General features: G+C 61.1%; 9 protein-coding genes. 3 read left to right on the top strand and 6 right to left on the bottom strand.

The window, feature by feature from the left end; genetic code table 11:
• Positions 1 to 141: 141 nt before the first annotated feature.
• Together LDO14_RS21545 and LDO14_RS21540 are read left to right on the top strand one after the other, a co-directional pair.
• Positions 142 to 1416, top strand: a complete 1275-nt coding sequence (locus LDO14_RS21545) for an MFS transporter (protein ID WP_159629961.1) — start codon at positions 142 to 144, stop codon at positions 1414 to 1416.
• Positions 1417 to 1428: 12 nt separating this feature from the next.
• A complete protein-coding gene (locus tag LDO14_RS21540; RefSeq protein ID WP_159629963.1) occupies positions 1429 to 3225 on the top strand; it encodes a glycoside hydrolase family 3 N-terminal domain-containing protein in 1797 nt (598 codons plus the stop codon).
• A 1412-nt stretch (positions 3226 to 4637) separates the two neighbouring features.
• Here LDO14_RS21540 and LDO14_RS21535 read toward each other — a convergent pair.
• The 6 genes from LDO14_RS21535 to glp are packed head-to-tail and all read right to left on the bottom strand — an operon-like array spanning position 4638 to position 9745.
• The gene (locus LDO14_RS21535; RefSeq protein WP_159629965.1) at positions 4638 to 5687 is read right to left on the bottom strand and encodes an ABC transporter ATP-binding protein; all 1050 of its coding nucleotides are present in this window, start codon (positions 5685 to 5687) and stop codon (positions 4638 to 4640) included.
• Positions 5684 to 6532, bottom strand: a complete 849-nt coding sequence (locus LDO14_RS21530) for an ABC transporter permease (protein ID WP_223917597.1) — start codon at positions 6530 to 6532, stop codon at positions 5684 to 5686. The genes LDO14_RS21535 and LDO14_RS21530 overlap by 4 nt, the downstream gene beginning before the upstream one ends.
• Positions 6522 to 7325: a molybdate ABC transporter substrate-binding protein gene (modA, locus tag LDO14_RS21525; RefSeq protein WP_159629969.1), complete on the bottom strand. Its 804-nt coding sequence runs from the start codon at positions 7323 to 7325 to the stop codon at positions 6522 to 6524. The genes LDO14_RS21530 and modA overlap by 11 nt, the downstream gene beginning before the upstream one ends.
• Before the next feature lie 52 nt (positions 7326 to 7377).
• Positions 7378 to 7899 (bottom strand): molybdenum cofactor biosynthesis protein MoaE, encoded by a 522-nt coding sequence (locus LDO14_RS21520; RefSeq protein WP_159629971.1) that lies wholly within the window; start codon positions 7897 to 7899, stop codon positions 7378 to 7380.
• Between the two features lie 59 nt (positions 7900 to 7958).
• Positions 7959 to 8468, bottom strand: coding sequence for a cyclic pyranopterin monophosphate synthase MoaC (moaC, locus tag LDO14_RS21515; protein WP_159629973.1), 510 nt, complete (start codon positions 8466 to 8468; stop codon positions 7959 to 7961).
• Entirely contained in the window at positions 8456 to 9745 is a 1290-nt protein-coding gene (gene glp, locus LDO14_RS21510) for a gephyrin-like molybdotransferase Glp (protein ID WP_159629975.1), read from the bottom strand. The genes moaC and glp overlap by 13 nt, the downstream gene beginning before the upstream one ends.
• Positions 9746 to 10017: 272 nt before the next feature.
• Between glp and moaA the strand changes: the two genes are divergently transcribed.
• Complete coding sequence (gene moaA, locus LDO14_RS21505) at positions 10018 to 11163, top strand: GTP 3',8-cyclase MoaA (protein WP_201302373.1); 1146 nt, start codon at positions 10018 to 10020, stop codon at positions 11161 to 11163.
• Positions 11164 to 11168: the final 5 nt, after the last annotated feature.

The following is an 11168-nucleotide window of genomic DNA, read 5'->3' as shown; positions in this document are numbered from 1 at the left end:
TAAGTTCCTATCCCTAGAGCTTAAGTTGTGCTTTCGCTCGCACTGCAACAATCCGGTCCCTAGTATATCGGCAGCGTTTCCGGTAACGTTTCCGGTAGCGTTTCCAACTTCGTCCACTACTCTCAATGGTGAGGATCATTTATGTCAGTACCCACTAGCGCAACCGAGACGGGGGCTACCAACAACGTCCCGGAGCGTGTCGGTCCCCTCTTCATCGGAATCTACGTGCTCGCGTTGTTCGGCATCTGGATGTCGATCAACTTGCCCGCTTCCGTCACGCTCGCGTTGCGTATCGACGAACTAGACCCGGATGGCAAGGCCACCAGCTACTCGATGGCTGCGGGGATCGGCACGCTGACCGCGTTGATCGCGAATCCCCTTTTCGGTCGGCTCAGCGACCGGACGCGGAGCAGGTTTGGCCGTAGACGGCCGTGGATAGTGGTGGGTCTGGCCGGCACGATCGCCGGGGCTGCCGTCATCGGGTTCAGCAACTCAATGCCACTGCTGCTGCTCGGCTGGATCATCATGCAGGCCTTCGTGAACGCGTCGATTGCAGCATCTTTGGCCATTGTCGCTGACCGCATCCCCGAGAAGCAGCAGGGTTTCGTTGGGGCACTGTCTGGTATGGCCGCTTCTGCGGCATTACTCGTGGGCGTGTTCTTTGTACAGTGGTTCCCGTCAAACGTGCTGGCCCAGTTCGGTCTGCCCGTCGCGGTCGCAGTGGTGTTCTGTGGGCTGCTGCTCGTGCTGTTGCGCGACGACAGGCCGGCAGGCGATGACATCGCTCCTTTCGGCTTCCGTGAGTTTTTGGGCAGCTTCTACGTCAATCCGCGCAAGTCCCCTGACTTCAGTGCCTTTCTCGTGGCGATGTTCCTTGTCACGTGCGCTTGGGGGGTTGTGTCGACCTATACTGTCTATCTCCTCCAAGACCGCATTGCAGTACCGGAAGATGAACTGCCAGGGGTCATCACCTTGGCCTACGTCATTCCCGGCATCCTTGCCGTGATCTTCGCTCCGATCGCCGGGTGGCTCAACGACCGCACCGGCCGCCGCAAGCTGGTCCTGGGGGCCACGGCTGTAATCATGGCCGCCGGAACCATCCAGATCGCATTCGCAGACGGTGTCCTGCCGTTCCTTATCGGCGTAAGCATTGTCAGCGGCATCGCCGGCGGAATGCTCTACGGCGGATACATCGGCTTCGCTGTGGCGACCATGAACGACCCCAACACAGCGGCACGCGACCTCGGGGTCACCAACATCGCATTCACCCTGCCATTCTCGGTAATGCCATTCATCGCGCCGCTGCTGCTCGGCGTCGGCGGGGGAACCCCAAACTACCCGCTGTTGCTGGCCGTGGGGGCCGTGCTCACTTTGCTCGGCATCGTTCCTCTTTTCTTCATTCGATCGACTCGCTGAACGGAAACCGTTGTGAACGATTATCTGGACCCTGCCCTGCCCGCCGAACGCCGGGCAGAAGATCTGCTGGCGCGCATGACAGTCGCTGAGAAGGCGGCGCTGATGTTTCACCCTTCTACGAGCCCCGGCAGCGGTGGCCTTACGGACAGCGAGGCCCTCGCCGCTGCCGAACTGAACGTCGGCCGTTCGGGCATCACCCACTTCAACGTCCTCGGCGGGGAAGACAGCATCTCTGTTGCTGCGTGGCACAACACGCTGCAGGAGATCGCGGAAAGTACACGCCTTGGTGTCCCTGTGACCCTGTCAACTGACCCCCGCCATGGCTTCCGCAGCAATCCGTTCACCGGTCAGGCGCTCGGCAGTCTGTCGCGCTGGCCAGAGACGACCGGAATCGCTGCAATTGGCGATATCGATTCGGTCCGAAGCTACGCCGACACCATGCGCCAGGAACTGCTGGCCATGGGAGTCCGAGTTCTCCTAGGACCGATGGCCGACATCTTCAGCGATCCGCGCTGGTCCCGCGGCTCAGGTACCTTCGGCGAAAATCCTGAACGCGTGGCCGAACTCACCGTAGCGTTCATCGAGGCTCTCAGAGGAGGCCCCCACCTTGGCCCCGAATCGGTGGCTGCAGTCGTCAAACACTTTCCCGGCGCCGGGCCTCAGTTAAGAGGCGACGACGCGCACGATCCCCGCTATCCAGAACAGGTGTACCCGGGCGGTATGCAGGAACTGCACATGGATCCGTTCCGCCGCGCCTTCGCAGCAGGAACGACACAGGTCATGACCTACTACGGCAAACCTGTCGGAACATCCTGGGATGAAGTCGGGTTCGCGTTCAACGCTCCGGTCGTACGCGACATCCTGCGACGGGAACTCCGCTTCGACGGTATCGTCGTAACCGACTGGAACCTGCTTGAGGCAGAGCAGATCGGCGACGTGACGTTCGGTCCAAACGGCTGGGGACTGGAACACCTCGAACCCAAGGAACGCGCCGCCATCGCAATAGACGTCGGGATCGACCAGTTCGGAGGCGACCGCAATCCCCTTCTGATCGAGGAACTCGTGGACTCAGGGCGCATCACAGAAGAACGCATCGACCAGTCCGCGCGTCGGCTCCTGCGCGAGAAATTCCGGCTCGGCACTTTCGAACACCGCCGGGTTGACGTGGAGACCACTCGCAGAGTGTGCGGCTCCCCGGTCTTCCTCGAACGGGGAGTAGCTGCTCAACGAGACTCCCTTGTGCTGATCTCCGCAGAGGAGGGGGCCCTACCTCTTGCGGGAGGAACCCGCGTGTATCTCGACGGCCTGACAGCCCAAGATCTTGCTGACGAGCTGGTTATCACCGACGACATCACGGCCTCCGACGCGATTGTGGTCAGGCTTGATGCACCCTTCGAACCCGGCCGCGGCTCCCTCGGCGACTTCTTCCACGGCGGGACCCTCGAGTTCCCCCAGGAAACCGTCGACCGCATCCGCGCCTACGCCACGCACGCCCCGGTGTACCTCTCGGTATACCTCGAACGCCCGGCAGTGCTCACACAATTCATCGGAGCCACGGCAGCAATAGTCGGTGATTTCGGCTGCAGTGACAAGGTCTTGCTCGATGCTCTCACCGGACGGGCCCCATTCAAGGGAACCCTCCCCTTCGACCTGCCCTCCTCCATGACCGATGTCGAGGCCTCACGGGAAGACGTCCCCTTCGACATGGCCGTTCCGCTCTTCCGCGCCGGCTCCGGACTAAAGCTCGAGGCGGGCCCAAAAATCCCGTCAGCCGCCGACGCTTCTCCTGACACCTTCAACACGCGCTAAACGTTTACCACAGCACAGCCCCGCGAAGGGCATCACGCAAGTGAGGTCGGTGGGTTGCCCTGCCCGCCGGCCTCACAAGGACGATTAGGAACTGCGGTGCCGAATGCGCTGACCAACCCATCCACAGGCCAAAACGAAGATTCAAGGTCTCCTGGGATGCTCGAGGTGACAGTCGCCGGAGGCGCCGCGGAAAGGGAACGAACGGTAGACGCCGCCATCGAACTGGTAACTCAGGCCGCACGGCGCAACGACATGGGGATCATGGTCACTGATATCGGGATGGGTCAGTACGTTGTACGGGCACATCCAGCAGTGCCTGTCGACTTCGTGCGCCGACAGGAGACCAGATTTACGGAGGGATAGCCACCCCAATAGCTGCCTGCCCACTGGTCAGAACGAAGGGAAGATGAGTATTGTGTGCCTGATGCCGGAACACACAGGCCTTGTTCGCCCGGTGTCCCGGCATCAGCACCCATAACATGTCAGCGGCGGGGTGTGAAGGGGTTCCTGGACCCCCAGAACGAAAAATATGATTCGCGCGTCTAAAGACGCCCTGACCGCGCTGGACTAACGTGGACCCGTCGCTGGTTGGAAGGACGCCTTCCTGAGTTGAAGCGATGCGGATCAAGAACCTTCTTGTGACTACAGGTTCATCAAGAACGCCCTGCAGGAGGGCCGAAGGAGGATTACATGAGTTCGAACGATACGAAGACAGCTGCCCCGTTCCCACCCCAGGCTCAGGAGGTCTTTCTTCCTCGCGGGGGCACAGACCCGGATTTTTACATGCCCGCTGAGTGGGGCCGGGGAGAACGGAGTTGGATGAAACGGATACATAAACGATTGAGGCTCCTCATCGGCTTGTCCACGTAGCCGCCGGGCTTAATCAAGGCCCCGATCCGCCTCACCTTCTCCAGGTCATCCCTGCGGGGCCATCAAAATGGGGTGTGCCGTACCGGACCCTATGACCACTGGATGATACTGACGCACGTGTCATGGAGCCGATAAATCTTCAGCAAAATCTGCCGGTCCTGTGAATAGGGCTCTGTCAGACGGAACCACCGATTCACCCGGAACCGCCGAGGCATTGACCTGGCCTTACAACTTCTGGCCGAACGTGGCGGATCGCCATTCGACACCACTGCCGCTCTGGTCCTGTCTGCTCTAGCATGCTGGGCAGAACCGCAACGGTCCGGTCTGGTCTTTCCTTGTTCGACTGGTTGCCCCGGAATAGGGCCACCGTTGCAGGACACTGCCTGCTCCGGACGTCTTCGTGACCAACTCCGGCGGCGCTTGTCGGCCGGTAAGGATCAGGGCAGGACACCCACTGCTGTACACCTTGTGATGAACTACCGCACGCGATTCCGGCATGACGAGACCTCGACCGCAGAGAAGATGGGCCCGAACGTTGTGTGCTATGCCGGGTAAACGGTGATGGCCGTAGCCTTGATGACGAAGTAGACGGTTATCCCGGGCATGAGCCCGAGGTCTGCCGAAGCGGCCGGGGTGATGTCTGCCATCAGGCCTCCGGCGTGGACACGGATATGATCGCCGTGGGGTTCCAGATCCGTGATTCGGACGGCGAACGAGTTCCGTGGGCTACCGTGATCAGCAGTCGGGAAGACCGCAACCGCGATCGGTGAAAAGAGTGCAACGCCGTCCTGGCCGACGACTGCTCCGTCTTGGGGATGTGCGTTGATGTCAAGCCCGCAATTGGACGTGAGCCCTTGGCCTGTGATAGTTCCGGAGAGCAGGTTCAAGCCCGCCAGTCCGGCAGCAAATTTGCCGCGGGGTTTCTTCAGGATCTCCCGGGGTGAGCCTTCCTCGGTGATCCGCCCGTCTTCGATGACGATGGCGCGGTCGGCGAGCATCAGCGCGTCCAGGACATCGTGCGTGATGATGATGGTGCGGCGCGTAGCGAGGATCCGCTTGAGAAGGCGGCGCAGCATGGGGGCGGCATGAATGTCGAGGGCCGCCATGGGTTCGTCGAGGAGCAGTAGTTCGGGCTCCGTTGCAAGCGCGCGCGCTAAGGCAACGCGTTGAGCCTGACCGCCGGAAAGCTGGCCTGGCCGCCGGTTGGCGAACTCCACCGCTTCTACTTCCGCGAGCCAGAGTCGAGCCGTCTGAAGCGCACTGGCCCGATCCGCGCCGGCAGCCCGCGGACCGAAGGCTACGTTCTCCAACACGCTCATGTGCGGAAACAGCAGCGGTTCCTGTGCGAGCAGCGCGGTTCCCCGCATGTGCGGCGGCAGGAAGTTGTTCCTGCCGTCGCCAATTTCGAACAGCATCTTCTGTTTTAGCGCCGCGTTCCCGCTATCCGGGCGGATGAGCCCTGCGATGATTGCCAGCATCGTCGACTTGCCGGCACCGTTTGGACCCAGCACGGCTACTGTTTCTGTGCCTCCGAAAGTGAAGGAGACGTCGAAGTTGCGCGCGTGCAGGGCGGCATCGAGTTTGAAGGTCATCTTGATTCCGCATCCGCTGCCAGCGCCGCCGAATTCCGGAAGGAAAGTGAGACGACCGCGACCGCCACCGCCACAAGTACCAGGGAAAGGGCGACGGCAGCGTCGGCGTCGCTTTCACGCTGAAGGTAGATCTCCAGTGGCAGGGTGCGGGTGACACCTTGGAGGCTCCCGGCGAAGGTCAGAGTGGCGCCAAATTCGCCCAGGCATCGCGCGAAGGACAGCACGGCGCCGGAGGCAAGACCGGGCAGGACCAGCGGGAGAGTGACCCGGCGCAGCACCGTGCTCGGGCGGGCACCAAGCGTCGCTGCGACGGCTTCATACTTGGTGCCGGCGGTACGGAGAGCTCCGTCGAGACTGACCACCAGAAACGGCAACGCCACGAATGTCTGGGCGAGGACGACGGCGGTGGTGGAGAACGTGATTTGGATCCCAGCCAGTTGCATGCTCTTCCCGAGGAGTCCCTGACGGCCAAACGTATAGAGCAACGCGATGCCGCCGACCACGGGCGGCAGGACGAGGGGTAGCAACACAAACGCCCGCAGCAGGTGCTGGCCCGGGAAGCTGGAGCGGGCCAGAAGGAGGGCCAACGGCACCCCGAAGACGACACACAACACCGTGCTGGCCGCAGCCGTCCGCAGGCTGAGGCCAAGCGCCGTGAGCGAGGATTCCGATGTGATGAGCGGGATGAAGTGCGCCCAGTTGACCCTGAACACCATTGCGGCAAGCGGCAGCAGGACAAACAGGCCTCCTGCTGCTGCAAGGGCGAAAACCCACGGAGGGAGCCCTGTGTAACCGGTGTTTTGTCGATTTGTCCTGCTGCCCGACCAGGCCTTCTTACGGGGCACCAAAACCGGCGTCACCGAGGACCTTCCTGCCTTCGCTTCCCGTAACCATGCCGATGAACGCGTTGGCCAGATCCTTGTTCGCGCTTGTTCCTACCGCAGCGATCGGATAAGTGTTCACAGCCTGGTCGGACCCGCTGAAAGCGATGCCCTTGACCCTGCCACCGGCGGTCTTGACATCGGTGACGTAGACAAGGCCAGCGTCGGCTTCCCCGGAGGTGATCTTGCCCAGGACGTCTGTGACGGAGGATTCCTCGCTGACAGGCTTCAGGGTTGTTCCCGTAGCCTTTTCCACCTTCCCCGTGGCGGAGCCGCAAGGAACCTGCGGCGCGCAGACAACTACTTTGGTGCCCGGCTTCGCTAGATCTGCGAAGGAAGAAATCGACGCCGGGTTTACTGATGGAACCGCGATCGTCAGGACGTTCGTGGCGAAGTTGGTCGGCGTTCCGTTGATAAGCCCGGCAGCGGAAAGTTCAGCCATGTTCTTGACATCGGCGGAGGCGAAAACATCGGCCGGAGCGCCTTGGGTAATCTGCGAGACCAGGGCCGAGGATCCGGCGAAGTTCAGCGTAACCTTAGTGCCCGGGTTTGCTGCCTCGAACTTGGAGGCGATCTCGGTGAAGGGAGACTTTAAGGACGCGGCGGCGTAAACGGTCACCGAGCCTGTGATCGTTGGGGGAGTGCCGGTACCTGGGCCCGGGGCTTTGTCATCGGCGGAGTTAGCGCAGCCAGCCAGTCCTGCTGCAACGACCCATGGGGTCAGCAGCAGGCTGATGCGCACGCGAAAAATGTTCATGTGATGGTCCTTCTCAGGGCTCGGCTTGATTGACCCAAACGCTCGCATGGGATCAACCTGTTATGCCGGAACCGACCCATTCCAAGGTCCCATCGGCGAAGAACTGTTGCTTCCAAATGGGCACCTCTTTCTTGATGCGGTCAACCAGGTCCGAGCACACAGCGAATGCCTGTCCCCGGTGTCCCGCGGCTACAGCACAAACGAGAGCCGCGTCCCCAATTCCGAGTGCTCCCACCCGGTGCGATGCCCAGATCCGCACGGGAACGACTTCCTCCGCCTCATCAGCGGACGAGTACTTGGCAGCGACCGCTTCCAGAACATTTTTCAACGCCTGGTGTGCGGTGGGGTGAGCAGTGTAGGTCAGTCGGTCGACTGCCTTACCGCCGTCGTGATTGCGTACCACTCCACAAAAACTGACTACTGCTCCGGACGTGCTCGAATCCACAGCCGCTGTGGCCACCTCGACGGAGATGGGCTGATCGCTGAGCTCGCAATTGACTACGGCAAAGGCTTGCCTCGTTGTCTGCGCTGCGGTGGCAGCTTCTCCTGCGTCCGTATGTTGGTCGGTGCTCATTCCTGTCCTCTCATTCAACGGTAGTCGCCTGTCAAGCCCACTCGTGTCTCCAGTCACGCCTATTCCTCCGAGGTTTTCAGAGACCAGTCCCCACTCTTGCCGCCAGTCTTGGCAAGTACCCGGATATCCGTAAGAACAGCGTGCTTGTCAACGGCTTTGATCATGTCGTAAACGTTCAGGGCGGCGACGCTTACTGCAGTCAAAGCTTCCATCTCTACTCCTGTCACACCCCTAGTCTTAACGGTTGCAACGAGCCGCACGCTGTCAGGTCCCAGTACGAAGTCGACCGTCGCCCTGGAAACAGGTAAGGGGTGGCACAGCACAATCAATTCGGACGTTTTCTTGGTCGCCAGGATGCCTGCGATCCGGGCGACGGCCATGGCATCGCCCTTGGGCAATCCCTCCGATGAGAGCAGCAGCAGGACTTCGCGAGTCGTACGAACTGTTGCCGTAGCTGTTGCCTCCCGGTTGGACTCAACTTTTTGTGAAACATCAACCATGTGGGCAGTGCCGTCCGTGCGCAGGTGGGTGAGGCCCGCGGACCAACCTTCAAGCGTCAAACCGCCCATACCTCCACCTCTGATCCCTCCGCCAGTTCCGAAATTCCCTCTGGGATGTGCACCAAGACATTTGATCGAGCAAGTGCTCCGAGCAAGTGGGAACCTTCGCCGCCTTCCAGTCGAACAGTGCCGTTCGCTAAGAGGACACCCCGCCGGACCTGGTGCTTTTTCGGGGGCGACGTTAAGGGATGCGAAAGGGGTGCGCGGAACGAGAGCCGGGGAGCCGGCGCAGCAAACATTTCGCCCAGGAGCGGACGCAGGAACATCTCAAACGAGACAAAGCAGCTCACCGGGTTTCCAGGGAATGCGAGGATCGGAGTGCCCTCGAAGGTGCCGACTCCCTGGGGACCGCCGGGCTGAATGGCAACGTGGGAAAATTCGACGTCATGATCGGTCATGGTCTGCCTAACAGGCTCGTAGGCGCCCGCGCTCACGCCGCCACTGGTAACAATCAGGTCGACGTGCGCGGCATGGATTTTCAAGAGTTTCGATAGGGCGCCCGGCTCATCCTTGACTATGCCTGCCCTGACGACGTTGAGCCCTGCCTGAAGCATAGAGGACTCCAGGAGCGTGTTATTTGCATCGTAAATCTTGCCCGGTTCGGGCTTCTCACCGGGCTCAAGGACCTCGTCCCCGGTGGTGGCCAGCAGGACAGTCAGCTTTTGAGTAACAACAACTTCAGTGACACCCAATGCGGCGAGCAGACCAAGCTGGCGCGGACCGAGCACGGTTCCGGCGGGCAGTGCGCATTCGCCTTTAGCTATATCACTCCCTGCGCCGCGGACAAACGTACCGGCAGCTGTCTCAGGAAGCCACACTGTCGTATCCAACCCAGGGGGAGGGAAGTGGTTTGGCGCTGCCCGTTCAATGGGGACGACAGAATCAGCTCCATCGGGTAGCAGGGCCCCCGTCATGATGGGAGCAGCTGTCCCTCCAGCCAGAGGTGCCGGTACTGTGCCTGCCGGGACGGGTGATACCACACGCAATTTCCCTTGGCCGTCAGTGATGTCGCGGGATTTAACCGCATAGCCATCCATTTGGGAGTTGGTGAAGGGTGGCAAATTTGCCGGTGCCTTAACGGTTTCGGCCAGGCCACGGCCCAACGCTTGCATTAAGGGGATTCGCTCTACCTGGGGTGGGGTCAACAGCGGAAAGAGCACGTCCCGGATTGCCTGCAGGTGTGTCGATACACTTCGATGTTCATGTTCCGGCAGAGACCTTCCGAGGATCCGGGGGCCGGGACGCTTGCCCCCCAGTCCGGTCAGCTGCTCTTCTTGCCTTTGCATGTCCTGCCTCCGGGAGATCTTTTTCGGTCTGGTGAATCCTGCTCGGCCACGCCAACCTGCTTATTCTTTCCAACGAAGCTTTTGGCGGAAGCATCTCTCTGGTTCTCGTGTGCGCCCCAGGTTCGATCGTGTTGCGCAAACTGGTCCTCCTGGGTGCAAAGTGATTCCAACAGGAAAGCGACGCTTCAGCTATAACTACTTGCCACAACTGGCTTCCGCAATTGTCAGTTCCAGCACAAAGGCCCCTGCCCTGCTTCGCGTAGCCTGAAGACATGAGTATCCAGCTAGGCATGCCGCAACCCCGGGAGGATGCCGGGCTGTCCGTATCCGCGTCAAGGCCTGCCGGCATAGGCGCCGCGCTGGTGGACCGGTATGGGCGCCGCGCCACTGACCTGAGGTTATCGTTGACGGATAAATGCAACCTCCGCTGCACCTATTGCATGCCTGCCGAGGGGCTCCAATGGCTATCCAAGCAGGCGGTCATGTCAGCCTCGGAAATTATACGGATCGTCCGGATCGGTGTGGAGAACCTGGGTATCCGCGAACTGCGGCTGACCGGAGGCGAACCCCTGGTCCGCCACGATCTACTGGGGATCATCGCCGAGTTGCGGCGAAACCACCCTCAGCTGCCGATTTCAATGACCACGAACGGTGTGGGGCTCGCCAAAAAAGCGGCCCCGCTCAAGGCTGCCGGGCTGACCCGGATTAACGTCTCGTTGGATTCGCTGCATGAGGAGACCTTCAACCAGCTGACGCGTCGGCCCTTCCTGGACCAAGTCCTGGCCGGGGTGGATGCCGCGTGGTCCGCCGGACTGGGGCCGGTCAAGCTCAATGCCGTATTGATGCGGGGCATCAACGATGCCGAAGCTCCTTCGTTGCTCGCGTGGGCGCTTGACCGTGGTTACGAACTAAGGTTTATTGAGCAGATGCCGCTGGACGCTGATCACGGGTGGACCCGGCGCAACATGATCACAGCAGCCGAAATCCGTACGCTGCTGTCCACTGACTTTGTCCTCACCCCGGATCCTCGGGCACGTGAGGGCGCGCCGGCGGAACGTTTCGAAGTACGGCGTCGGGCAGTTGGGTCGGAGGTGACTGACACTTCGTCGGCAGGGGGCCAGAACGTGCGTCCGGCGCTTGGGACAGTGGGGATTATCGCTTCAGTCACTGAACCCTTCTGCTCGGATTGCCGACGGACACGGATCACGGCCGAAGGTAAGATCATGGGCTGCCTGTTCTCCCGCGAGGAATTCGACCTGCTGGGTCTTCTGCGATCAGGCGCCTCAGACGAGGCTCTCGCACGGCGGTGGCAGGATGCAATGTGGCTCAAGCCAAAAGCTCATGGCATGGATCATGTAGGACTAGACGCCCCGGACTTCGTCCAGCCGGACCGCAGCATGAGCGCCATTGGAGGATAGCTCTT

The sequence above is a fragment of the Arthrobacter sp. NicSoilB11 genome (genome assembly GCF_019977375.1).
GTDB lineage: Bacteria > Actinomycetota > Actinomycetes > Actinomycetales > Micrococcaceae > Arthrobacter.
The sequence above is the reverse complement of the archived record's forward strand: the minus strand, read 5'-3'. Positions and strand labels throughout refer to the sequence as shown.

What these genes read in the sequence shown, in the direction of transcription:
- LDO14_RS21545 (WP_159629961.1), top strand. Translation starts at nt 142, where the DNA reads ATGTCAGTACCCACTAGCGCAACCGAGACGGGGGCTACCAACAACGTC.
- LDO14_RS21535 (WP_159629965.1), bottom strand. Translation starts at nt 5,687, where the DNA reads ATGACCTTCAAACTCGATGCCGCCCTGCACGCGCGCAACTTCGACGTC.
- modA (WP_159629969.1), bottom strand. Translation starts at nt 7,325, where the DNA reads ATGAACATTTTTCGCGTGCGCATCAGCCTGCTGCTGACCCCATGGGTC.
- LDO14_RS21520 (WP_159629971.1), bottom strand. Translation starts at nt 7,899, where the DNA reads ATGAGCACCGACCAACATACGGACGCAGGAGAAGCTGCCACCGCAGCG.
- moaC (WP_159629973.1), bottom strand. Translation starts at nt 8,468, where the DNA reads ATGGGCGGTTTGACGCTTGAAGGTTGGTCCGCGGGCCTCACCCACCTG.
- glp (WP_159629975.1), bottom strand. Translation starts at nt 9,745, where the DNA reads ATGCAAAGGCAAGAAGAGCAGCTGACCGGACTGGGGGGCAAGCGTCCC.
- moaA (WP_201302373.1), top strand. Translation starts at nt 10,018, where the DNA reads ATGAGTATCCAGCTAGGCATGCCGCAACCCCGGGAGGATGCCGGGCTG.